Raw genomic sequence first — 23,754 nt, forward strand, 5'->3', positions numbered from 1 at the left:
TGGCTCCCCCTCCCCGACTCGAACGGGGGACCTGCGGATTAACAGTCCGTCGCTCTAACCAACTGAGCTAAGGGGGAACTTTTTGAGTAAATAACGATGAGCCAAAATAAGTGGCTCCCCCTCCCCGACTCGAACGGGGGACCTGCGGATTAACAGTCCGTCGCTCTAACCAACTGAGCTAAGGGGGAATCGTTTATATTGAAAGATTGGCTCCCCCTCCCCGACTCGAACGGGGGACCTGCGGATTAACAGTCCGTCGCTCTAACCAACTGAGCTAAGGGGAAGCATGTCTCTCAACGGGGCGAAATATTAATGACCGCTAGGCAAGGTGTCAACAATAAAAATCATTGAATTGTAAAAAATCAGTTCGTTCGTTGAATTAATGCTCGATTTGCCCCTTTTTTAGCTGCCTTTAAGCTATTTGGACCCCTTCTAATGAGAGAAGGGGATAACTAGTCAGAGTGGGACAAAGTTACGAAATGTATAATTTTTGATGCTTATGTCGTTATTTTGTTCGAAGCGAACTTTTTTTGCACTTTAACAGAGATCCGATTTGTCTGTGGTTTGAGATCCCGCGAAGATCGTGAAAATGATCGAATAACAATACAGTATAATTGGAATTTATTGCACAAAAATTACCCAATATATACAGAATTATTGCATATAAATGTTCTAAAATATATAAAGTCATTTTTTATCAATTGCTTAGGTGTTTTTTGGGGTCGTTGCTACCAATTTGCAATATTTTGATATTGGTCTAGCAGCGCTGGATCTTTCCTTGAAATGTGACTCGATCCAGATCGAATAAGCTGATGATCAGGTGCAAGGGCGCGATCCTTCATTTGGATCGCGAGCTAGGCCTTTATTTTTAAAGGCTGTGATAAGTTATCCACGGAATCTGTGGATAACATTGTTTATTAAACTTTAAAAAGTGCTACAACGCCATATATTCCGCGGCATAGCGACGATGCAAGTGTTTTGATGAAAAATAATTAGTTGTTACATTTCAAGTGGTTATTTAATTTGCACCATACTGGAACGAGAAATGCACAATATGACGGATTTATTTCGTCCTCGCCCCATAGATGTGCAAAAAGTGACCCGAATCAAGTTCTGTTTTTCTAAAAAACCAACTTTTTGCTAAAAATGTTTGAGTTGGTGTGAAATACCCCAATAAAACAATTTTTAATGCACTGCCAGGTATCCGCGAACTTAACCGCTTCACTCGTTTGTCGTCAAAGCAGGATATTGTCATGCGATGGCCGTTTTGGACTAAACCCTGGTAGCAGTGCCAAACGTAATACATAACAGCTGTTTAATCCGCACAGGCTGGATGTTTAATTAAGTGCATCATCGAAAGTGATCCATTAGAATACTCGCTTCCAAATGAGGTAAAGCAAACTATGTCCGCAGTTCGTCAATCAAATCCCGGTAGTGATATTCTCAATGGGTCAATCGTGGAAACGCTCAGACGTATGACCGTTCCCATGATTTTTGGCATGATCACTCTGATGAGTTTTAACTTAATCGACACTTTTTTTATCAGCTTACTCGGCACAGAGCCTCTAGCGGCTGTGAGTTTTACCTTCCCAGTAACTTTTACTGTTATTAGTCTTGCCATCGGGTTGGGTATTGGAACATCTGCGGTCATTGCAAAAGCCTTAGGTGCCAACAACATGGAAGAAGCTAAATTCGATGGCTTTGTTGCACTGCTGGTATCTGCGGTGATGGTGGCAATTTTATCAGCCATTGGTTACGCATCGATAGAGCCTATTTTTACCTTGCTGGGTGCCAGTGCGCAAACCATGCCTTATATCTATGACTATATTTCAATCTGGTTTGCGGGCGCTGTATTTCTGATTATGCCGATGATTGGTAACTCAATCCTCAGAGCCAGTGGTGATACGAAAACGCCAAGTTTGATTATGGGTTTGGGCGGACTGATTAACGCCATTTTGGATCCCTTGCTGATTTTTGGCTATGGTCCATTTCCTGAATTAGGTGTCAAAGGGGCGGCCATTGCCAGTGTGATTGCCTGGAGCGTAGGCGTAGTATTTATTTTATATCTGCTGGCAGTTAAGAAGCGTTTACTACAATTATCCAGTCCGCAACAGAGCATTGTTCAGGCGACCAGTAAAATATTAAAGATTGGATTGCCAGCTGCAGGGGCCAATATGCTCACGCCAATAGCGATGGCGGTCATGACGGCGATTATCGCCACGTATGGTGCAGAGGCCGTGGCCGCTTTTGGTGTTGGTAGCCGTATCGAATCCATCGCCAGTCTGGTGGTGTTAGCTTTGTCTATGACCCTGCCTCCTTTTGTCAGTCAAAATTTCGGAGCACAGAAATATCAGCGAGTTGAAGACGCATATCGTACCACTCTGAAGTTTGTCATGGCGTGGCAATTTGGTATTTATATATTGCTCATTACGGCTTCCCATTGGATCAGTCAGGCCTTTGGTGATGAACCACAAGTTGTCGAGATCATTAAATTATTTATCTATACCTTACCCTTAAGTTATGGCTTGCAAGGGGTAATCATCCTGACTAACTCATCGTTCAATGCATTGCATAAGCCAATGCGCGCATTAGTATTAAGTGTGGTTAGGTTGTTTGTCTTCTATATACCATGTGCCTATCTGGGTTCTCACTTTGCTGGCATTCAGGGGCTATTTATCGGTGCTGCATTTGGTAATCTATTTACTGCCATATTGGCGTATAAATGGTTCACCAGTACGTTAGCAGCAATGCAGCTAAGCACACGACAGGAGGAAGTGGTATGAGTGATGTATTTGACCTGGTTTCGGACTTTTCACCCAGTGGTGATCAGCCTACGGCAATAGCTCAGCTCTGTGACGGATTGGAAGCGGGTTTGGCCCATCAGACTCTGCTGGGGGCTACCGGAACTGGTAAAACCTTTACCATGGCTAATATTATCCATACCCTGAATCGGCCAACCATCATCATGGCGCATAACAAAACACTGGCAGCGCAGCTGTATGGTGAGATGAAAGAATTTTTCCCTAATAATGCGGTTGAGTATTTCGTATCTTACTATGATTATTACCAGCCAGAAGCTTATGTGGTGGCCAGTGACACCTTTATAGAGAAAGATGCGTCAATCAATGAGCACATAGAACAGATGCGTTTGTCTGCGACAAAAGCATTGCTGGAGCGTCGGGATACGATTATCGTTGCATCTGTCTCTGCCATTTATGGTTTGGGCGATCCAGATTCATATATGAAGATGATGCTGTTGCTTAAAGTGGGCGAAACTATGGAACAGCGCGCAATGCTCAGGCGTTTGGCTGAACTTCAGTATACCCGTAACGATATGGATTTTAGCCGCGGCACATATCGGGTCAGAGGCGAGGTAATTGATATCTTCCCCGCAGAATCAGATACCTATGCTATCAGAGTAGAAATGTTCGATGAAGAAATCGAGCGTATCAGCATGTTTGACCCACTAACCGGCGCTGTGGAAAAACACTTAGTTCGGGCCACTATTTATCCTAAAACTCACTATGTTACACCGCGTGAAAAAATTCTTGATGCGATTGAAAAAATCAAACTTGAGCTCAAAGAGCGGCGCAACAAGTTATTGACTGACAATCGGTTGATAGAAGAGCAAAGGGTCGCACAACGCACACAGTATGACATTGAAATGATGACCGAGTTGGGTTATTGCTCAGGCATCGAAAACTATAGCCGTTACTTATCTGGTCGTGCACCTGGAGAGCCACCACCGACCTTGCTGGATTATTTGCCAGATGATGCCTTGATGATCATTGACGAATCTCATGTCACCGTTTCACAGATTGGTGCCATGTATAAGGGGGATCGCAGCCGCAAAGAGAACCTGGTTGAGTACGGGTTCAGGCTACCTTCTGCCATGGATAATCGCCCACTGAAATTTGAAGAGTTCGAAGCGATTGCACCGCAGACTATTTATGTCTCTGCTACGCCTGGGGACTATGAACTCAATAGATCCAGTGGTGAAGTGGCCGAGCAGGTGATCCGCCCTACGGGGCTGTTAGACCCGGAACTGGAAGTACGCCCCGTGGCAACTCAAGTTGATGATCTCTTATCTGAAATTTATCGTCGTGTCGAGCTCAAGGAGCGTGTTCTGGTTACGACTCTGACCAAGCGTATGGCAGAAGATCTTACCGACTACCTCAATGACCATGATGTCCGGGTACGTTATTTACACTCTGATATTGATACCGTAGAACGAATGGAAATTATCCGGGATCTGCGCAAAGGAGTGTTTGACGTCTTGGTTGGCATTAACTTGCTACGTGAAGGCCTGGATATGCCAGAGGTTTCATTGGTTGCCATTCTGGATGCGGATAAAGAGGGCTTCTTGCGCTCAGCACGGTCACTTATTCAGACAATTGGTCGGGCTGCGCGGCACATCAATGGTAAAGCCATTTTGTATGGGGATTCGATCACCAAATCTATGCGTCAGGCAATTGATGAAACAGAGCGACGTCGAGCTATTCAGCATGCTTACAACGAAAAGCATGGCTTAAAACCGCAAGCCTTAGTGAAGAAAATCACAGATGTAATGGATTTGGGTGAAGAAGTCTCGGCAGAGCAGTCTAAAGTTATGCCGAAAATGTCGAAAAAGGCAACACCTTCTAAGCAAACACACAGTGTTGCTGAATTGACTGAGCAGATAAAGCAGCTAGAGTCTCAGATGATGCAATACGCACGTGAGTTGGAGTTCGAGAAGGCGGCTGCAATACGAGATGAAGTGCATCTGTTGCAGCAACAATTGCTGAAAAGTTAAATACAATAAAGCGCAGCAAGGGCTGCGCTTTTGGTTTTTATTTAGAAGCGGTAGCTGACACCTAAACCTAAGTTTGTTGTGTCCAGGTCACCCATATCCAGGTATTGAATACTGGCGTTAACCGACATCCCATTGTCCCAATCGTACTGCCAGCCGGCTTCTGTCAGGAAACTGATGCCATCTTCTTCAACCATGGTTTTGCCTTTGTAGCCAATTTCATAGTCGTAATAATGTGCGCCGAGCTTAGCATACAGGTAGTTATTATCGCTAAGCTGGTACTGACCTTTAACAGCCAATACAAAGTTGTCATAGTCTAACTCGTTTGCACCAAGGCCAAACAAGGCTTTATCGTTACGTGTACAAGTGAACTTATCATCACTATCGTCCTTACATTCCCATTCATCCGCTTCCATACCTGTGTTGTAAGCGGCTTCCAGTGCCCAGGTCGAATCGTATTGATAGTTGTAGTAAAAGTATACATGGGTAACACCGTCACCATCCTGATCGGAGCTATTGTAAGAGGCGCTACCGCCAAATAGCTGAGCACCTACGCGGTGTTGTTCATCATGCTGTGCAGCCTGCGATGCAAAAGAGGCTGAAACTGCAAAAACCAGTGAGAGGAGAGATAAAGATTTCATTGCTGTCATTCCGTTTGATTAACTTGCTGACAAGTTTATTCAGACTCCTTGTGAGAGTCTGTTTGTGGGGTGTCATAAAATGTAAGCGCTTGTAGGGGGGCTGTGAGCAAATATGAATCAATTAGTCAGTAGGGTGAAAACCACGGCTGATTTGCTTAAGGTCTGTCTCCTTGACAGGGTTTGGGGGGGTATTGCTTCTGATCAGAACAACGTCTATAGAAGGTAATGGTGGCAAATCCTGATCACTAAGAATATTAAGACCTTCTACGCTACTTCGTGCGAGCGCGCCGATTGCTAACTCAGCCTTAACCAGAGCGCGTAAAGCTGAAGCATTTTGGCAATTAGCAATGACTTTAAATGGCCGTTCCTGCTTCATTAACCCCTCAATGGCGGCCTGATGAAAGCGACAATCTCGTTGAAATACGGCGAGTGAAATAGGCGTTTCTGGATGCCAAGTGCCAACCCATACCCCCTGATCATGGTATAGGAATAATCCTTCCTCGGAATCTGGGCTTCGCGTGATCACACCCAAATCCAGTTCACCCTGATCGAGGGCGTCTTTTATTCGGTTGCTGGACATGCAGTGAATATCAAGTTCAAGGTTCTGCCAATGTTGATGCAGCAAAGTGATGAGTGAAGGTAAAATAGTGTCAGCATAATCGTCAGGACAACCCAGCCTGAGCAGTGTGGCTCGTTCGCTTTGACGCATGTGTGTCAGAGTGTCATCGTGCAGTCTAACTAGTTGTTTTGCATAGCGCATTAAAGTATGCCCATCTTGAGTTAAATGCATTTTACGGCCTGATTTTTCAAACAGAGGCTTACCTATATCTTCCTGGAGTTTTTTCATCTGCATACTAATGGCTGACTGAGTGCGGTGTAGCTGGTTAGCTGCACGAGTAAAGCTGTCGTTTTCGACGCAAGCGATAAAGCTGCGCAATGATTCTATATCCATACCCATAAGAGTTCTTGATGTTTGATATTAGAATTATCCGTTGGTTTCGCTTGATAAAGCAACTTAAAGTGGGGGCTGTAAAAATTATCGCTATTGAAAGAAGGACGACTATGAAGCTTTATATCGGCAACAAAAATTACTCTACATGGTCTTTGAGAGCTTGGTTATTGCTTGAAAAGTATGACTTAAATTTTCAGGAAACCATATTGAAACTAGAAACAGACGCATTTTATCAGACCTTGTCTGGTATTAGCCCAACCAACAAGGTGCCGCTTCTTGTTGATGGAGATGTGGTGGTCTGGGAGTCTTTAGCAATCTGCGAATACATCAACGAGGCTTATCTTTCTGGGAAGGCTTGGCCTGCGAACCCAGAGTTACGGGCACGGGCACGTGCACTTAGTAGTGAAATGCACAGCGGTTTTTTGGCGCTTAGAGCGGAAATGCCAATGAATATTAGGGCAAAACGTTATGTGAACTTATCTGCGGCAGCACAAAAAGACATAGAAAGGATCACACAAATTTGGCGAGAACAATTGCAGGAATTTGGCCAGCAGGGAGGCTGGCTATTTGGTGACTGGAGTATAGCCGATGCCATGTTTGCGCCGGTTGTAATGCGATTTCTCACCTATGGCATAGAGCTTGGCTCTGAAGAAAGTGTGTATATGGAAAAAGTACTTGCTTGCCCTGCCATAGATAAATGGCGAGCCGCTGCCTTGCTTGAGCGGGATATAGTGCCAAGTGATGAAGCTGGCAGTCCTCGCGACTAATTAAGCCGCGGGTATTAAAATCAGGGTTATCTGCATACTGTGTCCTTATTTGAGCAATATACTTATTGCTGTATGTTGCTCAATAGCGGAAATGTCTAATGCTGACCCCGGTTACCCCTGTTAATCAAACCATCTATAATAATCTGGCTCAGGCTTACGAGGCTGAGTTTTCTCCTCTCACAGATAAAAGCCCGGGCCCTGACGGGCTATTTGCATTAGATACTTTGTTGGAAGGGAGTGTCACGGGCTATTTGTGTTATGTAAACAAAACGCCGGCAGGGTTGGCCGCGATTGCACAGCATCACGATAAAGAGTTTGAGGTCTGTGAATTTTATATAGTACCTCGTTTTCGCAAAGCAGGACTAGGTACTCGGTTTGCTCGCGCTATCTGGGTCAATTCACCAGGCCTGTGGACAGTTAAGCAGATTGCTGGTGCTGACTATGCAACGCAATTCTGGCGCAGGGCAATTGCTGAGGCCGGCGTAAAAGATATGGAAGAAGATACATACGATGACCCACATTGGGGCACTGTAACGCGGCAACGATTCAGAAACGATGTGTAATCAGTCAAACTGAGTTGGCTGTCAGGCGCGTATTTGTGTCAGAATGTGCTGGCAGTCTGGCAGCGCCATAAAGTGTGGTACTGGGTAATCTGGATGAGCCTCTTCAAGTGCCTGGACTGCCAGTGACTGAATATCGTCACTGAGTACTTCACTGAGGTGAGCCTGAATGTTGAGCTGTGTCAGCAATTGCGTAATGTGTGTGATGAAGTCTTGCGCTTGTTGCTCAATAGGGTAATCCAAAGAAGTCAGGCTACAATGACGAGCAATGTCCGCCAACTGACGATGTATTCTGCTGCCGTACCAATGTAGAACTGGTAACAGCAATACTGCGTTTGCCAGACCATGTGGGGTACCATATCTGGCTGTGAGTTGATGTGAAATGGCATGCACATAGCCTACCGATGTTCGTGTGAATGCTTGCCCTGCCAGGAAAGATGCATATAGTAGTTTTTCTCTTGCCAGCAGGTTCTGACCATCAGTGTAAGCAATAGGCAGATGGGTGAATATGAGCTCACATGCTTCGAGTGCTTTGGCATTCGTGAGCTTAGTCGCGTTTATGCTTAAGATGGCTTCAATGGCGTGAGTCAGTGCGTCGATTGCTGTAGTTGCTGTTATCCCGGCCGGTAAACTGGTAGTGAGCTGGCTCAGCAAAACAGCACGTTGCGGGACCAGACAAAAGTCCGCAGCAGCGAGCTTTTTACCCCTTTTTTCGTCGTTGAACACAGCTGCAACCGTTGTTTCAGATCCTGTGCCAGCTGTAGTCGGTATTGCAATATTTGGTGGTAGTGTTTTAAGCACCTTAAACAAGCCTGAAAAGGCATCAACAGTGTGTTTTGGCCGAGCAGCCCGAGCACCAATAAGCTTTGCTGCGTCTAGTACCGAACCACCCCCAACACTGATAATCGCCTTGCACTCATTTGAAAGGTAGGTTTGATAGCCTTGTTCTATGTTTTCTACCGTGGGGTTTGCCTGAACTTGATCATAAACGACAGGGCGCAGGTTTTGAGCCTCCAGTGCTGTGATGACGGGTGAAATGACGTTTAGCTCATTCAGGACTTTGTCTGTTACCAGCAAGACCTGAGTATCATGTGGTAAAGTCAGATCTTGAATGGCGCTGTTAAGCCCCGTTAACCCTTTATAGAGTTCCGGTGCCGGAATACCAATAAATCTGACAATGCATTTCAGTAAAAAGTGATAACAGCGATAGAGTAGGTGCATAACCCGGATAGCTCGAGTGGTGGTTTATTGCACAAAAGCATAGCTGAAATTGCCCGTGTATGGCAAAGATTTAATGTGGCAGGTACTTGAAATTAAGCTACTTTAGAAGGAGGGTGAGCCAGCTTAAGTGCTGGCCCATACGCAGAGAGTTACACTACTCCGCGTGGTAAACGGCAGTCATGGTCCTTTTCTGCTAGCTCAATGATCCAGGCCTCTTCTGCGGTATAGCCATCTTCATTTGCTTTGACAACCGTGAATGGGGTTGCTTTTTTAACCGCTGGCGCTGCTGCCTTGGTTGTTGCTTTTTTCTTTGGCGCAGGTTGTTCTGTCGCGGCTGTTCCTGAAGTTAGCTCTTCGGTTAAAGCTGCTACATCTGCCAGACGCATATTTTTGCCACCGTCAATGCTGTACCAGCCAGGTTTAGTGGTGATCTCTGGCTTTTTGCCGTGTGCGGCTTCATATGCGGCTTCAAATGCACTTAAAACTTCAGTTTTATCTAGTTTACTCATCGTAAATCCCAGTCGTGTTATACGCGGATACGCAGGTTAAGATTAAACGATATTTATACCTATTTTTGAGTAATTTTTCAATTTTTTGCGTTTTTAAGCTCTGATTCATCGCAAATCAGTCCCTGCTCAAGGGGGAAATATCCAACTTTTGGATTAATTAAGTGAAATTGGTATTACAAAGCCTGTGGGTCGATCATTCGGCGCAGTGCTATCCATTGCTTTCCTATCAGTTCATGGGCATAGGTGGTTACAGCGTGTAATACAGATGCATTGGCGATAAAGCGCCGATACTCCGGCGAATTGCCGTAACTATAAAATTGTACGGGCGCGGCAAGGGTATCGACACCCTGTGCAGAGAATAAATCCTGAGCCCGCGCCATGTGGCTGGCGGAAGTGACCAAGGCTACTTTACTGTCAACTAGTCTGGTTGCGAGTAATAAAGCTTCTTCAGCTGTGTCTCTGGCCTTTGGATTTTGAATAATTTTGTTTGCCGGTATGCCAAGGGCAATTGCAGTCTTGGCCATCATAGCGCTGTTTGTTGTTTTGCCATATCCGGCGCCTGAAACAATTAGCTGAGCCTGTGGGTAGATGTGAATCAGCCTCAACCCCTCGGACAGGCGGGAAAGCGCACAGCCTGATAGTTGTAAATTTGCCGGCAGCTGGGGAGCTGGGTGTACACCACACCCCAGTACGACAACATAGTCTACATTTTTATGCTTGGTTGTTGAAAACGGGGTCAACTTTTGCTCTGTGGGTGTAATGAGTACATTTGCAAAGTAAGGGGTACTGATTGCCCAGAGGCCAATCACCAATAGCCAGCTGGTCAGGTATGACTTGTGGTTTGTCCTGGCGACAAACAGCAAGCAGAGCGCAAGCAACAGCAGGGTCAGTGGTAAGGGCATCAATAGCGACCCAATCACCTTTTTTACCTCAAACATAAAATGATCCGTTTATATCAGTTTGCCCCTAGTTTACCTCATTATCTCTCAATTGCTTGGGTAAATCTGCTGACTACTTGTTCAGCGATTGACGGATTGTTTACATGTATTCAGGAAGTGGCGGTAAACTGGGTTATCCTTCATATTTTTTTTCATTGCAAGATACATGGGGCGATTCAGGCCCAATGCGCCTAACGGTATAGATTTGATCAACCCCTGACTTTCATAAGGGGTAACTAACCAGTCTGGCAGGGCTGCTACACCCATACCAGCACTGACCAACTGAAATATCAGTAGCCCCTGGTCCACAGTTTTCAAAGTGCCATCAAATCGGGCATTCTGGATAAAATGTTTGAAGATATCCTGACGCTCTTTGGGGATGGGGTAAGAAATGATGGTCTCGTCTTTTAGGTCCAGTGCAGTGACATAGGCTTTTTTGGCGAGCTCATGATCAGGTGCAACAATGAGTTTCAGTTTAAAGTCAAAAATATGTGCATACTCTACGTGCTCAGGCTCGCGAATATCCGAGGTCAGGACTAAATCTAACTCATCACTGAGTAATTCGGGGATTGCGTCGTAGCTAAAACCACGTTCATAATCCACCTTTATGTCTGGCCAGAAGTTATTGAACTCTTTTATGGTTGGTAGTAACCAATGGAAACAGGCGTGACATTCAACACTGAGTCTCAATTGTGAGATAGGTTGATTCAGACTTTCCTTCAGACGACATTTGGTTGCTTCTACTTTAGGTAAAACATCATTGGCCAATTCTAGTAACAGCATACCTTGTGGAGTGAATCGGACAGGCTGGGTCTTGCGTTCAAACAACTGACAATCTAGTTTGTTTTCCAGATCTTTGATTTGGTGAGAAAGTGCTGACTGAGTGAGGAATAACTCACGCGCTGTATTGACCAGTGATCCGGTTTCTTTCAGGGTCGCTATGGTTTTTAAGTGCTTTATATCTATCATCATCAACAAATCTCATTCTAAACGTGAGTAAAACTCAGATTACACCCATACTACGCTGTGAACCTTAGCTATTCAACGTCTAGACGTCTAAAAATCCAACAGCGATTGACTAAATATTTACAAAATCACTATAGCATTATTTTTGACAGCGTTGTCATTCTTTATTTGACTTTTTTTTAAAAAAATACAATTTAATTTTACTCAAGTTGGTTTTGAGAAAGCATCCGTTGTGAAAATGAGAGCTGAGGTGCAAATTTTGGCCATCTAAACTTTCAAAAAAACTTGGCATGCTGACATGATACACTCAGAGACTTTCGTTTATCTCGACGCAGTGTGCTCTCAACTGAACAGTTAAAAGGATTTAATGAGACAACCAATACAACAGGCGCTGCTAAGGGTCTTCACGCCCCAGTGAATTACGAGGCATGAAAGAAATGTATCATGGTCGGTTAACTTGTCTCGAAGCACTGCCGGGTTTGAGTTTGCCGGGCAGGTCTAATAGGGGAGTGACATAATCAATTCAATATGCATAAAAACATTGAGAGCCACACCGGCTTAATGTGTAAGCCAGTTAACCAATGCCCCTCAGGGGGCATTTTTCATTGTACCCGTAATCTGTCCTGTTTGTAGAAAGGCCAAAGCCTGTGCAGTTTTAAGAGGGTGAGAAATTAAAAAGCCTTGTCCATACTGACATGATTTTGTGCTCAACAACTGAAACTGTTGCTGAGTTTCTATGCCCTCTGCAACAACTTCCAGGTCCAGTGACTTCGCGAGTGATAAAATGGCGTCAACCAGTGGGTTTTCTTCATCAGTTAGTTGATTGATAAAACTCTTGTCGATTTTAAGGACATGGATCGGTAGCTGGTGCAGGTAGCCAAGCGCCGAATATCCGGTGCCAAAGTCGTCCAGATATAACTTCACACCAAAAGGTGACAGGCCATTGATAACCTTGGTAGCCAGATTGAGGTTTTCAATCAGCCCAGACTCCGTGATTTCAAGACTGAGCGCCCCCTGGTTCAGTTGGTAGGTATGGTATAAAGCTGCGATCTGCTCTACAAATTCCAAACTGGCAAAGTGACGTGAAGAGACATTGACGGTCAGGCTGATGTCCTGAAACCCGGCGCTCTGCCACTGTGCTACTTGTTGTGCCGCCAATTCAAGTAAGTGTAAATCGAGCTCAATAATTTGCCCCGTCTGTTCGGCGATGGGAATAAAGTCATCCGGTGTGACGAGGCCATTTTTAGGGTGGTGCCAGCGAACCAGAGATTCGAAACTGACTACTCTGGGTTGAGTGAGTGTAAAAATTGGCTGATAGTACAGCTCAAACTCTCCGTTCTTAATCCCATTTTGTAGATCGTTTTCTATATCGGCCTGTTGCTTTAACTTTTTACGCATTTCATTATTGAAATAGCGGATCTGACTACGTCCTGCAGATTTAGCTTCGTACATGGCTGCATCGGCCTGTTGCAGCAGGGTAATTGCGTTGTCTGAGTCGCTCGAGGTAAAGGCGACACCTATGCTGCTTGAAGCTTGCAGTAGGTGACCGTCGATTTGAATGGGCTTGGCAATGGCTCCCGTGATCCGCTCCAGGGCCAGCTCGACCTGGTGTTTGTCACTAATGTTTTCCATAAAGATGGCGAATTCATCACCTCCCAGGCGCGCAAACGTGTCAGTTTTGCGAATGCAGCCACGGATAAGATCAACTATGGCCACTAAAAAGTGATCGCCGACATCGTGCCCCAGCGCATCATTGATGCTTTTGAAGCGATCCAGGTCAAGGTATAACAAACAATGCTGGTGTGCAGACTGACTCCGCCCTAAAGATAAAATGGCATGTTTGATACGCTCCAGTAATAGGTAGCGATTGGCCAGGCCGGTCAAGTCATCATGCAGTGCTCTGTGTTCCAGAGCTTGACGGGCAAGGCGTCGGTCGATAGCCATACTAAGCTGACGACTGATGTAGGTTAAAATGGCTTTATGGTGTTGGCTGAATGCCTGGTCGTTGTCATAGCTTTGCAGTACAACGACGCCCTGATATTGATCATTGACGACAAAGGGAACACCTAGCCAGGAGCGGGGGGAGCGACCGACCATCTTAAAATTCTGCTGCCTTATATGTGTTAAAAACTGCTGGTGATCACACAATAAGGGTTTTTGTTGTTTGATAATATAGTAAGAGGCTGTGTGCTTGATCTGTTCTTTGGAGACCTTTTGGTGAGCACTGCATTTTACGCCCGCCTCGATTAGATAATCTATCTCCAGGACGTCAAGTTGGGTGTCGTAAAGCCCGATAAAGCAGTTTTCCGCAGGTAGTTGTGAGCAGATGATGCTATAAAGTTCATCATAAAATGCCTCTAGGTTTCTTGACTGATAAGTGATATTCGCGATTTTCAGCAAGCACTTTTCCAGTTGTTGTGCCTGATGCAGTTGATCTACTGTGGCTGTAAGGTGGTCCAGTGTTCGCACCTGATGAATCTTAGCACTGAGTAGGTGGGCAACTGTAGAGAGGATCTGCAAATGCCCCTGTGTGAAGTAATCGGGCTCAGGGTGCTCACAGTCAATCACGCCCAATAACGTGTTTTCATAAACCAATGGCACACATAGCTCTGACAGCGCAGGCCGGGCGTCGGCTATGTACATAGGTTCAAGGGCAACGTTACCAGAGAGAAACGGTTGCTTAGTACGCGCAACATGACCTGTGATCCCAGCTGCAATAGGGATACGTTGTTGACGTACTTCGTGGCCAATGTCTTTGTGTGCAACCCCCATACTGGCGACGACATCCAAAAACTGACCCGCAGGGTCGCTAAGATAAATAACACAATCAACAAACCCCAATCGGCTTACTACCTGACTGGTTACATACTCAAAGAGTTCATCCAGGTGCGTGATCTGCAATAGCGACGATGAAAACTGGTTAATGATGCTTAACTGTTCGGTTTTTGATTCTAGTTTTGTTTCTGACAGTATTGGCATGGCATGGGCCTGATTACTTAATCTTCTACCATGTTAACGCTCTTAAATCATGCGTTACAGTCAATGTTGCAATTAAATTGCTATTCGCTGTAAACCTGATGACACTTTTGCGACATTGCAAATCCCAAAGGGTGTCGGGTTAACCTGAAAAACTTTACTAACCTGCTGGCTCGGCCTATGATCGGGCAAATTCAGTAGTGGGAAATAGCAATGACAAGTAAACAGACCTTAACAATCACTCGTCCGGACGACTGGCATGTGCATCTTCGTGATGGTGCGGTACTCGTTGACACTGTGCGCGACATCAGTCGCTACATGGGGCGTGCTATCATCATGCCTAATCTGGTGCCGCCGGCGACTTGTACGCAAAGCGCACTGGCTTATCGGGAGCGTATCCTTGCAGCACAGCCGAAAGCGCAATTTGAGCCGCTGATGGTATTGTACCTGACTGATAATACCAGTGCTGATGAGATCCGAGCTGCAAAAGCCAGTGGACATATAGTTGCTGCAAAGCTTTACCCGGCAGGTGCGACCACCAACTCAGACTCTGGTGTGACTGACGTTGAAAATATTTACCCTATTCTTGAAGTGATGCAGGAAGTGGGTATGTTATTGCTTGTGCACGGTGAAGTGACGGACTCTTCGATTGATATTTTCGATCGTGAAAAAGTGTTTATCGACACTAAACTTAAAAAAGTTGTCGACGCGTTTCCCAAACTGAAAATCGTGTTAGAACACATTACCACTGAGGATGCGGTCGAGTTTGTTGAATCGGCACCGGATAATGTCGCAGCGACAATTACTGCGCACCATCTACTGTACAACCGTAATCACATGCTAGCTGGTGGCATCCGCCCTCACTACTACTGTCTACCGATACTAAAGCGCAATACACATCAGCAAGCGCTATTGCGTGCTGCGACCAGTGGCAGTAAAAAGTTCTTCCTGGGCACGGATTCGGCGCCTCATGCTAAAGATAAAAAAGAAGCGGCATGTGGTTGTGCTGGTGCTTATACAGCCCATGCAGCCATAGAGCTGTATGCAGAAGCATTCGAAGAGGCTGGCGCACTGGATAAACTAGAAGGTTTTGCGAGCCACTTTGGTCCGGATTTTTACGGTTTACCACGTAATGCAGATACCATCACACTGGAAAAAAACAGTTGGCAAGTACCTGAGTCTTATCCTCTGGGCGCTACTCAGGTTGTGCCAATCAAAGCGGGTGCCAGCGTTGATTGGCAGGTTATCGCTGAGTAACCACTCAACCACACATGAAAAGGCAGCCTCGGCTGCCTTTTTTGTGTAATTTGATACAGTGCGATCTAGCTGGCTTCGCTTCGCACTCGTCAGGGATGTGTCGATTTTTGCAAAACGGTGTTCAAGGCCGCATCCATTTTTGTGATAAAGTCAGCTTTAAAGGGATATTTTCCTTCGTACCCTTTCAAGTATCCGATATGGGCACTGCGGCTCAGTACCACACGGTCTTCGACAAATGATTGTGCTGATAATCCGGGCAATTGATCCTGTAGCTCACTAATACCAATTAAGGTTGAGAGTCGGTCATTAATGTAACAGTCGATCCTCTTTTTAAATAGCTTGATGATGTTAGCGCGGGTGTTCTTGTTTTCCCAGACAACAATATGTCCGTTTTTTCTTGCTTGCTTGAGTGCATCGTCCAGGATCAAAAAGCCCGCGTTCAAGCCGATATTAATTGGCTCCTTCTCGCTATGACTCTGAGTGATATTTTGTAACGTGACACCGGGGTTGCAAAAGGCCACGACTTCTTCTTGTTTGAGCGCAACAGAGTAGGGCCAAATATAGGGGCGTGTGTCAAGATGGATATAAGGTGGCATCAGAGCGAATGCTTCACCATGTTCTAGCGCGGCAACGCCTCTTTTCCAGGGAATGGGACGCAACTCAACCAGATATTCTTCCTTAATGAGTTTTGCGGCTTCCAGGATTAGGGTGGGGTATATCCCAACCAATTTTCCATCTTGAACATAAGAGTAGGGTGGATAGCTATCATCAGCTAAAATAGTGACTGGTATCGGGCTTGCGGCACGTACAAGGGCGCTGGCAAAAAAAATACATAACACCAGCAAGCGCACCGCTTGTATATAATCTGAATACTTTTGATGCAGTTTCCTGCATCGTCTCGCCTTACCCACTTCTGACACGGCTGTATTTCCAGCGGTAAATCTTATTTTAACTTTAGATAATATCTGTCCAGATGCCAGTATTGGATTTACATACAGAATTAATAATGCAAGCTACGAAAAGTGTAAGGCGGCGTAATGTCATCATTATGAAGTAACGATTACAATCTCATGCTCAGGAGTTGGGTATTTCTTCTTTGTGAGATACGCACTTTAGCAAGATTCGACGTTAGGATACTCAGATAGGCACAGGCATGGCACATCTTTTATTAACACAAACCAATGACCACATCCTTCTTAAATCTAAGCACCGTTTTGGTCGGGCAGAGAGTGAGGTTGATACTTTGGTGTTAGGAATCGAGATATCGCGTCACCATGCGGTAATTGCCTGGACAGGTGAGCATTGGACGCTCAGAGATATCAGTAAAAACGGTGTGTTTGTGAACCAGCTTAAGATATCACCTGATGCAGATAGAGTGCTTAACCTGGGCGATGTGATCACTTTTTCAGATTTACACCCGCACAGCTTTATTGTGAGTTGCTTGGCGCCGCCCGGTTAAAACAGAATGACGTCCTAGAGCGTACGGCCCATGACGACAAATTGAATGTCAGGGAAAAAAATACCAGCCTGTGGTGGTAGCAGCACCTTAAAGCTATGTGCCCGCATAGCTGCGACCCGTGAAACCGGACAATCTAACACGATATTCCGACAACCCAATTCTTTAGCCAGCATCAGGCGCGCTTTAATCAGATGATTAGCCAACCCTTGGTTACGCCACTGCGTAGCGACGGCAAGCCGTCCCCAGGTTGCCAGCGGGGTAAGCAGTTGGTGACTCAGCGGTTGGTAAAGTTGTTGTTCGGGTAAATGTGCCAGGTCAGTGCAAAGGTTCATTCTGGCTGTGGCGATGATGTTTCCCTGGTGTGCTGCCAGCCAGATATATGCCTCAATATCTGCGCTCTCAAGCCATGAATCGGGTGTTGGGCAGTGACTGACGATATGGCCTTGCTCGCGCCATACTGCGCTGCGAAACTCACCCAGTCTAAGCTTGTCTATATCGTTAAGTGTGCCCGGTGCATAGCATTGCAGCGAATAGGCTTGCTGATGTGGCTGGATTAAAGCTGTCATTATGGTCCTTTATTGAGAGCAATGGCAGCTCAATATTAGCCCATATTTGAAAACATGCTAGATTGTGTTCCAGATTGAAATGGCGAGAAAGCGGGAAAGGAGCAGGTGCTATGTGCACCTGCAATATAGGATTTAGCTATGGTAGTTTTCGCAGGCCTCAAGTGTGTTCTCAATTAAGCTTGCGACGGTCATTGGTCCTACACCACCGGGCACAGGGGTGATGAAGCTGGCGCGTTGTTCGGCCACATCATATTGTACGTCGCCGACTAACTTGCCTGATTCAAGTCGATTAATGCCCACATCGATGACTATGGCACCTTCTTTTATCCAGTCACCTGGAATGAACTCAGGTTTACCAACAGCAACGACCAGCAGATCGGCACGCCTCACGTGGGCTTCCAGGTCTTGGGTGAACTTATGGCAGACAGTGGTTGTGCATCCTGCGAGCAATAGCTCAAGCGACATGGGGCGGCCAACGATATTAGACGCACCAACAACGACTGCATGCATCCCTTTATATCTAACGCCCGTTGAATCAAGCAGCGTAATGATCCCTTTTGGCGTGCAGGGGCGTAGCGCTGGCATACGTTGCGCCAGTCGTCCGACATTATAAGGGTGGAAACCATCAACATCTTTGTGCGGGTGAATACGTTCCAGCACTTTCTCGGCATCTAATCCGTCAGGCAATGGAAGCTGAACCAGGATACCATCAACGCTAGGATCTTGGTTGAGTGAGTCCACCAATTCCAGTAACTGCTCTTCACTTGTGTCTGCGGGTAGATCATATGACTTAGATACGAAGCCTACTTCTTCACATGCTTTGCGCTTTGAGCCTACGTATACCTGACTAGCGGGGTCCTGGCCAACAAGTACAACTGCTAGTCCTGGCGCTCTGAGACCCTGATTGATCCGCGCTGCAACGCGGTTGGCTACGGTGCTGCGAACTTGTTTCGCAATGACTTTACCGTCGATGATGTTTGCCGTCATGACTGACCTTTAAATTTAAGGGTTAATTACTTGAACGATTATAGAGTGTATTAAAGAGGATACTCTATTTATAGGAGTTCACTGAGTCATCTGTATCAGCGTGAGGGCTTGCTCAGAACTGAGTACTGAAAAACTTATGAAGCCGCTACTATTTTCGCAAAAATCCCTCAAATAGCCAAGCTGGATCCGATGCCGCGTAACTTTATTATCTCAGCGACAGGCAAAATTGCTGAAAAACCAGTCGTCTTGTTATATAAATTAAACGTTTTGCAGTAAAAATAGTCAGTTGGCATGATTTCTAAAAAAAATGTTTGACCTCACCCAGGCAAATCACTATTATGCACCCCGTTGTCAACGAGGGGCTCGCAAGAGAAACTCTGAAAATAACAAATCGGCGATTAGCGCAGCTTGGTAGCGCACTTGGTTTGGGTCCAAGGGGTCGCAGGTTCAAATCCTGCATCGCCGACCACTTTACTTACTAAGAGTAAAGTAAATCAACGAAAGTTGGTGGTATGCACGAAGAAGCATTCTTTGCGCCGCGCCCGTAGCTCAGTTGGATAGAGCAACGGCCTTCTAAGCCGTCGGTCGAAGGTTCGAATCCTTCCGGGTGCGCCATTTTAAATCCACATTGTAGTGGCGGCTGTAGCTCAGTTGGTAGAGCCCCGGATTGTGATTCCGGTTGTCGCGAGTTCAAGCCTCGTCAGTCGCCCCATCTACAAAACCTATATGTTCGGCGATTAGCGCAGCTTGGTAGCGCACTTGGTTTGGGTCCAAGGGGTCGCAGGTTCAAATCCTGCATCGCCGACCATCTTCAAAAAGTTAAAATTCGGCGATTAGCGCAGCTTGGTAGCGCACTTGGTTTGGGTCCAAGGGGTCGCAGGTTCAAATCCTGCATCGCCGACCATCTCTTCTTCTCTTTATTTCGTACAAATCTCTTTTTATCCCCTTATTTTTACTCTTTGCTATATCAATTATTTGCTGTGATTACTCGACTCTCCCGTTTTATAGGTTATAATGCCGCGTCTATTATTTAACATAGCGCCCTGTCTGGGCAGGCAGCAAGTCTGACGGGGATCAGCACTGATTCTAAACATCAAATGTAGGGGTGTTTTTTGCGGTGGTCTGCTCAATCGAGATTGAGTAGATATGATGCTCTGCTGTCATCTGATCTGACAAAAAGTCGGCTTGTTTGTAAGGAAGGCGCGTAGTCGCCAAAAATGAAAATTGAGGTTATATCATGCAAGTTTCTGTTGAGACGACTCAAGGTCTTGAGCGCCGTCTGACTATCACAGTTCCAGCTGAGAACGTTGAGACTGAAGTAAAAAAACGCTTACAACAACTGGCTAAAACACAGCGTATCGATGGCTTCCGTCACGGTAAAGTACCTGTATCTGTTATCAAAAAGCGCTACGGTGCCGCTGTAATGCAAGAGGTTGCTGGTGAACTGATGCAACGCAACTACATCGAGGCAATTATCGCTGAGAAAATTAATCCTGCTGGCGCACCTACTTTTGCTCCTAAGTCACTGGAAGCGGGTAAGGACCTTGAATTTGATGCGACTTTTGAAGTTTATCCAGAAGTTGAACTGAAAGACCTGGAAAAGATTTCAGTTGAGAAGCCTGTTGTTGACGTAACAGAAGAAGATCTGGCTAACATGCTGGAAACTCTGCGCAAACAGCACGCAAGCTGGACTGAAAGCGATGCAGCTGCGGGTGAAAAAGACCGTGTAACAATCGACTTCCTGGGCACTGTTGAAGGTGAAGAATTCGAAGGCGGTAAAGCTGAAGACTTCCCACTGGAGCTAGGCCAAGGTCGCATGATCCCAGGTTTCGAAGATGGCATCATCGGTAAGAAAGCAGGCGAAGAAGTGGTTGCAGATGTGACTTTCCCTGAAGAGTATCACGCTGAAAACCTGAAAGGTAAAGCGGCTCAGTTCAAGATCACTGTGAAGAAAGTTGAAGTTCAGGAGTTGCCTGAGCTGACTGACGAATTCGCAACTAAGTTCGGTGTAGCTGAAGGTGGCGTTGACGCACTGAAAGAAGAAGTGAAGAAAAACATGACGCGTGAACTTGGTCAGGCTGTAAAAGCTCAAATCAAAGATCAAGCGATCAAAGGTCTGTTAGAGACTAACGAAGTTGACGTGCCTAAAGCACTGATCGACCAAGAAATCGACGCGCTACGTCAGCAAGCTGCACAGCGTTTCGGTGGTGATGCTAAGAATATGCCTGAGCTTCCGGCTGAGCTATTCCACGAGCAAGCAGTAACACGCGTTAAAACGGGCCTTCTACTGGGTGAAGTTATCAAAGCGAACGACATCAAAGTAGACGATGCAAAAGTTGAAGAGTTGATCGAGACAGTTGCTTCTGCTTATGAAGATCCAAGTGAAGTTGTTGCTTATTACAAAGGTAACGACCAGCTAATGCAGCAAATGCGTAACGTAGCAATGGAAGAGCAGGCAGTAGATGCGATTCTGGCAGCTGCTCAGGTTGCTGATGTTGAGAAGTCTTTTGACGACATCATGAACCCACAACAGGCGGCTCAGTAAGCCCTTTTGATCTCGTCAAAGACGAAATTATTGACTTACTGTTAAGCTAACGTTTAAATGGCTCGTATTGCTCTGTGTTTTGCAGTGCTGCGAGCCATTTTTGTTTATTTGCTCAAAGCAACACGGTTGTGTGTATACTTTTGTTTATCAGCATCTTATGTATAAACTTATGTCTATAAACTCCTAGTCAATTGAGTAAACGAATATCGCTTGTCTTCCCGATGAGACTGACAGGTGGCCAGGTTTTGCAGTGCACTTCCCTGTTTATAAGGAATCTATAAAATGAATGACGGTATGTTTGATCCTCTAAACGCTTTAGTCCCGATGGTTGTTGAACAAACAGCAAAAGGTGAGCGTTCGTATGACATCTATTCTCGTTTGCTCAAAGAGCGGATCATTTTCTTGACCGGTCAGGTTGAGGACCATATGGCAAACTTGATCGTTGCTCAACTGCTGTTCTTGGAATCAGAAAGCCCTGAAAAAGACATCTACCTTTATATTAACTCTCCTGGTGGCTCTGTCACCGCGGGTATGTCTATTTATGATACGATGAATTTTATCAAGCCAGACGTTAGCACTGTGTGTGTAGGGCAAGCCGCAAGTATGGGCGCATTTTTGCTATCTGGTGGCGCGAAAGGCAAGCGTTACTGTCTGCCAAATTCACGAGTGATGATCCACCAACCTCTTGGTGGCTTCCAGGGCCAGGCGTCCGATTTTGAAATTCATGCGAAAGAAATCCTGACGATCAAAGAAAAGCTTAATCGTCTGATGGCTGAGCACACGGGCCAGCCTTATGAAGTGGTTGCGAATGACACCGATCGTGACAACTTTATGAATGCAGAACAAGCCGTAGATTATGGCCTGGTTGATGCTGTTCACAGCAGCAGAAACATCAAATAATCTATTTGGGTCAGGGGCAATCTGAGATTCGTTAGATAAATGCAACTGGCCCGGCTATGCTAAAGGCAAATTTCTTTGGTATAGTTAAAATATGTATTGTGTTATCTAAATAGATAACTGACCAAATTTAAGAGGTAGCTGAATGTCAGACACTCCTACAGACGGCGACAAGAATAGTAAGCTCTTATACTGCTCATTTTGTGGTAAGAGCCAACATGAAGTACGCAAGTTGATCGCTGGTCCGTCAGTGTACATTTGTGATGAATGCGTCGAACTGTGTAACGACATCATTAGAGAAGAAATCAAGGATATAGCGCCGCAACATGATTCGTCTGATAAATTGCCGGTACCTAGAGAGATCCGAAATCACCTTGATGACTATGTAATCGGCCAGGAGCATGCCAAGAAAGTGCTGTCGGTTGCAGTGTACAACCATTACAAGCGTTTAAAAAATCAGGGTCTGAAAGGCGATGTTGAGCTGGGCAAAAGTAACATTTTGCTGATTGGTCCAACAGGTAGTGGTAAAACACTCCTTGCAGAAACACTAGCGCGTTTGCTAGACGTGCCCTTCACAATGGCTGATGCTACCACGTTGACTGAAGCTGGCTATGTGGGTGAGGATGTTGAAAATATTATCCAGAAGCTCTTACAGAAGTGTGACTACGATGTAGAAAAAGCGCAACGTGGTATTGTCTACATTGACGAAATTGACAAAATTTCACGTAAGTCAGATAACCCGTCAATCACACGTGATGTATCTGGTGAAGGTGTGCAACAAGCGTTGCTAAAATTAATTGAAGGCACAGTTGCATCAGTACCACCGCAAGGTGGACGTAAACATCCGCAACAAGAGTTTTTGCAAGTTGACACATCAAAAATCTTGTTTATCTGTGGTGGGGCATTTGCGGGCTTAGACAAAGTGATCGAGCAGCGCAGCCACACTAACACCGGTATCGGATTTGGTGCTCAGGTTAAATCTTCGGACAGCGAACGTTCTTTGAGCGAAACCTTCAAAGATGTCGAGCCTGAAGACTTGGTCAAGTATGGCCTAATTCCTGAGTTCATTGGCCGTTTACCTGTCGTGGCTACTTTAGCCGAGCTGGATGAAGATGCTTTGATCCAAATCCTCAATGAACCTAAAAATGCATTAACTAAACAGTATGGTGCACTGTTCAAGATGGAAGGGGTTGAGCTTGAGTTCCGCGAAGACGCGCTTAAAGCGATTGCTCATAAAGCCATGGAAAGAAAAACCGGTGCTCGTGGGTTACGTTCCATTGTGGAAGGTGTGCTACTAGACACCATGTACGAACTACCTTCGATAGAAGATGTGAGTAAAGTTGTGGTAGACGAAACCGTCATTAAAGGTGAGTCAGACCCAATTTTAATATACGAGAATAACAATCAGGATAAAGCAGCGTCGGAGTAATGGCCTCGTTTTATCGCAAAAGGAGCCTCGGGCTCCTTTTTTTGTCTACAGTTTGGTAGTACCAGTAATCTATAATACCAATTTCACTTAATACCTGTTCAATTTGACGGAGCAAATATGACGCTACCAGCGTTAAAAATTTCTCATTTAGAACAACTAAATAGCAAAATTTTTGCCTTGTTATCGAGCCTGTTTTCTCGCCTCAAAATAGAACACTTAATTAAGCAAATTGGTATAAACTCAAACTAGAAATCGATACGGGTTGGTAGATAGGTTGAACTTTTTGAAGACAACC

General features: G+C 45.5%; 19 protein-coding genes and 8 tRNA genes. 14 read left to right on the top strand and 13 right to left on the bottom strand.

Features of this window, described 5'->3' with window-relative positions; genetic code table 11:
- The 3 genes from ELR70_RS09420 to ELR70_RS09430 all read right to left on the bottom strand — a co-directional run bounded on the left by ELR70_RS09420 (window position 1) and on the right by ELR70_RS09430 (window position 284).
- Window positions 1-77 (bottom strand) — tRNA-Asn (locus ELR70_RS09420).
- A 34-nt stretch (window positions 78-111) separates the two neighbouring features.
- Window positions 112-188 (bottom strand) — tRNA-Asn (locus ELR70_RS09425).
- A 19-nt stretch (window positions 189-207) separates the two neighbouring features.
- Window positions 208-284, bottom strand: a tRNA-Asn gene (locus tag ELR70_RS09430).
- Between the two features lie 1,119 nt (window positions 285-1,403).
- Here ELR70_RS09430 and ELR70_RS09435 point away from each other — a divergent pair.
- Window positions 1,404-2,783, top strand: coding sequence for an MATE family efflux transporter (locus tag ELR70_RS09435; RefSeq protein ID WP_054017305.1), 1,380 nt, complete (start codon window positions 1,404-1,406; stop codon window positions 2,781-2,783).
- Entirely contained in the window at window positions 2,780-4,792 is a 2,013-nt protein-coding gene (gene uvrB / locus ELR70_RS09440; RefSeq protein ID WP_054017306.1) for an excinuclease ABC subunit UvrB, read from the top strand. Before ELR70_RS09435 ends, uvrB begins: the two co-directional genes overlap by 4 nt.
- A gap of 41 nt (window positions 4,793-4,833) precedes the next feature.
- On the opposite strand, the gene ELR70_RS09445 is transcribed toward uvrB, so the two are convergent.
- Window positions 4,834-5,430: a porin family protein gene (locus tag ELR70_RS09445; protein ID WP_054017307.1), complete on the bottom strand. Its 597-nt coding sequence runs from the start codon at window positions 5,428-5,430 to the stop codon at window positions 4,834-4,836.
- 121 nt (window positions 5,431-5,551) lie between these two features.
- A complete protein-coding gene (locus ELR70_RS09450) occupies window positions 5,552-6,382 on the bottom strand; it encodes a LysR substrate-binding domain-containing protein (RefSeq protein WP_054017348.1) in 831 nt (276 codons plus the stop codon).
- Window positions 6,383-6,492: 110 nt separating this feature from the next.
- Between ELR70_RS09450 and ELR70_RS09455 the strand changes: the two genes are divergently transcribed.
- Together ELR70_RS09455 and ELR70_RS09460 are read left to right on the top strand one after the other, a co-directional pair.
- Window positions 6,493-7,149 carry a glutathione S-transferase family protein gene (locus tag ELR70_RS09455; RefSeq protein WP_054017349.1) on the top strand — a complete coding sequence of 219 codons (657 nt, stop codon included), beginning with the start codon at window positions 6,493-6,495 and terminating at the stop codon, window positions 7,147-7,149.
- 98 nt (window positions 7,150-7,247) lie between these two features.
- Complete coding sequence (locus tag ELR70_RS09460) at window positions 7,248-7,712, top strand: GNAT family N-acetyltransferase (protein WP_054017308.1); 465 nt, start codon at window positions 7,248-7,250, stop codon at window positions 7,710-7,712.
- A 21-nt stretch (window positions 7,713-7,733) separates the two neighbouring features.
- On the opposite strand, the gene ELR70_RS09465 is transcribed toward ELR70_RS09460, so the two are convergent.
- The 5 genes from ELR70_RS09465 to ELR70_RS09485 form a co-directional block, all read right to left on the bottom strand.
- Entirely contained in the window at window positions 7,734-8,930 is a 1,197-nt protein-coding gene (locus ELR70_RS09465; protein WP_054017309.1) for an iron-containing alcohol dehydrogenase, read from the bottom strand.
- A gap of 149 nt (window positions 8,931-9,079) precedes the next feature.
- Entirely contained in the window at window positions 9,080-9,439 is a 360-nt protein-coding gene (locus tag ELR70_RS09470) for a hypothetical protein (RefSeq protein ID WP_054017310.1), read from the bottom strand.
- A gap of 173 nt (window positions 9,440-9,612) precedes the next feature.
- Window positions 9,613-10,377: a YdcF family protein gene (locus ELR70_RS09475; protein ID WP_054017311.1), complete on the bottom strand. Its 765-nt coding sequence runs from the start codon at window positions 10,375-10,377 to the stop codon at window positions 9,613-9,615.
- 81 nt (window positions 10,378-10,458) lie between these two features.
- Entirely contained in the window at window positions 10,459-11,346 is an 888-nt protein-coding gene (locus ELR70_RS09480) for a LysR family transcriptional regulator (RefSeq protein WP_054017350.1), read from the bottom strand.
- Between the two features lie 585 nt (window positions 11,347-11,931).
- Window positions 11,932-14,322, bottom strand: coding sequence for an EAL domain-containing protein (locus ELR70_RS09485; RefSeq protein ID WP_200908229.1), 2,391 nt, complete (start codon window positions 14,320-14,322; stop codon window positions 11,932-11,934).
- Window positions 14,323-14,532: 210 nt separating this feature from the next.
- Here ELR70_RS09485 and pyrC point away from each other — a divergent pair, with 210 nt between their 5' ends.
- Entirely contained in the window at window positions 14,533-15,576 is a 1,044-nt protein-coding gene (gene pyrC / locus ELR70_RS09490; protein WP_054017312.1) for a dihydroorotase, read from the top strand.
- A gap of 89 nt (window positions 15,577-15,665) precedes the next feature.
- On the opposite strand, the gene ELR70_RS09495 is transcribed toward pyrC, so the two are convergent.
- The gene (locus ELR70_RS09495) at window positions 15,666-16,496 is read right to left on the bottom strand and encodes a transporter substrate-binding domain-containing protein (protein WP_054017313.1); all 831 of its coding nucleotides are present in this window, start codon (window positions 16,494-16,496) and stop codon (window positions 15,666-15,668) included.
- A gap of 233 nt (window positions 16,497-16,729) precedes the next feature.
- Here ELR70_RS09495 and ELR70_RS09500 point away from each other — a divergent pair, with 233 nt between their 5' ends.
- Entirely contained in the window at window positions 16,730-17,035 is a 306-nt protein-coding gene (locus ELR70_RS09500; protein WP_054017314.1) for an FHA domain-containing protein, read from the top strand.
- A 14-nt stretch (window positions 17,036-17,049) separates the two neighbouring features.
- Here the strand turns inward: ELR70_RS09500 and ELR70_RS09505 are convergent, their stop codons facing one another.
- Both ELR70_RS09505 and folD read right to left on the bottom strand, forming a co-directional pair.
- Window positions 17,050-17,601, bottom strand: a complete 552-nt coding sequence (locus tag ELR70_RS09505) for a GNAT family N-acetyltransferase (RefSeq protein WP_054017315.1) — start codon at window positions 17,599-17,601, stop codon at window positions 17,050-17,052.
- Between the two features lie 132 nt (window positions 17,602-17,733).
- Window positions 17,734-18,588 (bottom strand): bifunctional methylenetetrahydrofolate dehydrogenase/methenyltetrahydrofolate cyclohydrolase FolD, encoded by an 855-nt coding sequence (gene folD, locus ELR70_RS09510; protein WP_054017316.1) that lies wholly within the window; start codon window positions 18,586-18,588, stop codon window positions 17,734-17,736.
- A 392-nt stretch (window positions 18,589-18,980) separates the two neighbouring features.
- On the opposite strand from folD, the gene ELR70_RS09515 reads away from it, so the two are divergent.
- The 8 genes from ELR70_RS09515 to clpX all read left to right on the top strand — a co-directional run bounded on the left by ELR70_RS09515 (window position 18,981) and on the right by clpX (window position 23,459).
- Window positions 18,981-19,057, top strand: a tRNA-Pro gene (locus tag ELR70_RS09515).
- 69 nt (window positions 19,058-19,126) lie between these two features.
- Window positions 19,127-19,203, top strand: a tRNA-Arg gene (locus ELR70_RS09520).
- 21 nt (window positions 19,204-19,224) lie between these two features.
- Window positions 19,225-19,300, top strand: a tRNA-His gene (locus ELR70_RS09525).
- A 19-nt stretch (window positions 19,301-19,319) separates the two neighbouring features.
- Window positions 19,320-19,396, top strand: a tRNA-Pro gene (locus ELR70_RS09530).
- 19 nt (window positions 19,397-19,415) lie between these two features.
- Window positions 19,416-19,492: transfer RNA gene (locus tag ELR70_RS09535), tRNA-Pro, on the top strand.
- Window positions 19,493-19,825: 333 nt separating this feature from the next.
- Window positions 19,826-21,133, top strand: a complete 1,308-nt coding sequence (tig, locus tag ELR70_RS09540; protein ID WP_054017317.1) for a trigger factor — start codon at window positions 19,826-19,828, stop codon at window positions 21,131-21,133.
- A 282-nt stretch (window positions 21,134-21,415) separates the two neighbouring features.
- Window positions 21,416-22,033, top strand: coding sequence for an ATP-dependent Clp endopeptidase proteolytic subunit ClpP (clpP, locus tag ELR70_RS09545; protein WP_054017318.1), 618 nt, complete (start codon window positions 21,416-21,418; stop codon window positions 22,031-22,033).
- 142 nt (window positions 22,034-22,175) lie between these two features.
- Entirely contained in the window at window positions 22,176-23,459 is a 1,284-nt protein-coding gene (gene clpX / locus ELR70_RS09550) for an ATP-dependent protease ATP-binding subunit ClpX (RefSeq protein ID WP_054017319.1), read from the top strand.
- Window positions 23,460-23,754: the final 295 nt, after the last annotated feature.

Origin of the sequence: Pseudoalteromonas sp. R3 (assembly GCF_004014715.1) — a bacterium.
Lineage (GTDB): Bacteria > Pseudomonadota > Gammaproteobacteria > Enterobacterales > Alteromonadaceae > Pseudoalteromonas.

What these genes read in the sequence shown, in the direction of transcription:
- ELR70_RS09435 (WP_054017305.1), top strand. Translation starts at nt 1,404, where the DNA reads ATGTCCGCAGTTCGTCAATCAAATCCCGGTAGTGATATTCTCAATGGG.
- uvrB (WP_054017306.1), top strand. Translation starts at nt 2,780, where the DNA reads ATGAGTGATGTATTTGACCTGGTTTCGGACTTTTCACCCAGTGGTGAT.
- ELR70_RS09445 (WP_054017307.1), bottom strand. Translation starts at nt 5,430, where the DNA reads ATGAAATCTTTATCTCTCCTCTCACTGGTTTTTGCAGTTTCAGCCTCT.
- ELR70_RS09450 (WP_054017348.1), bottom strand. Translation starts at nt 6,382, where the DNA reads ATGGATATAGAATCATTGCGCAGCTTTATCGCTTGCGTCGAAAACGAC.
- ELR70_RS09455 (WP_054017349.1), top strand. Translation starts at nt 6,493, where the DNA reads ATGAAGCTTTATATCGGCAACAAAAATTACTCTACATGGTCTTTGAGA.
- ELR70_RS09460 (WP_054017308.1), top strand. Translation starts at nt 7,248, where the DNA reads ATGCTGACCCCGGTTACCCCTGTTAATCAAACCATCTATAATAATCTG.
- ELR70_RS09465 (WP_054017309.1), bottom strand. Translation starts at nt 8,930, where the DNA reads ATGCACCTACTCTATCGCTGTTATCACTTTTTACTGAAATGCATTGTC.
- ELR70_RS09470 (WP_054017310.1), bottom strand. Translation starts at nt 9,439, where the DNA reads ATGAGTAAACTAGATAAAACTGAAGTTTTAAGTGCATTTGAAGCCGCA.
- ELR70_RS09475 (WP_054017311.1), bottom strand. Translation starts at nt 10,377, where the DNA reads ATGTTTGAGGTAAAAAAGGTGATTGGGTCGCTATTGATGCCCTTACCA.
- ELR70_RS09480 (WP_054017350.1), bottom strand. Translation starts at nt 11,346, where the DNA reads ATGATAGATATAAAGCACTTAAAAACCATAGCGACCCTGAAAGAAACC.
- ELR70_RS09485 (WP_200908229.1), bottom strand. Translation starts at nt 14,322, where the DNA reads ATGCCAATACTGTCAGAAACAAAACTAGAATCAAAAACCGAACAGTTA.
- pyrC (WP_054017312.1), top strand. Translation starts at nt 14,533, where the DNA reads ATGACAAGTAAACAGACCTTAACAATCACTCGTCCGGACGACTGGCAT.
- ELR70_RS09500 (WP_054017314.1), top strand. Translation starts at nt 16,730, where the DNA reads ATGGCACATCTTTTATTAACACAAACCAATGACCACATCCTTCTTAAA.
- ELR70_RS09505 (WP_054017315.1), bottom strand. Translation starts at nt 17,601, where the DNA reads ATGACAGCTTTAATCCAGCCACATCAGCAAGCCTATTCGCTGCAATGC.
- folD (WP_054017316.1), bottom strand. Translation starts at nt 18,588, where the DNA reads ATGACGGCAAACATCATCGACGGTAAAGTCATTGCGAAACAAGTTCGC.
- tig (WP_054017317.1), top strand. Translation starts at nt 19,826, where the DNA reads ATGCAAGTTTCTGTTGAGACGACTCAAGGTCTTGAGCGCCGTCTGACT.
- clpP (WP_054017318.1), top strand. Translation starts at nt 21,416, where the DNA reads ATGAATGACGGTATGTTTGATCCTCTAAACGCTTTAGTCCCGATGGTT.
- clpX (WP_054017319.1), top strand. Translation starts at nt 22,176, where the DNA reads ATGTCAGACACTCCTACAGACGGCGACAAGAATAGTAAGCTCTTATAC.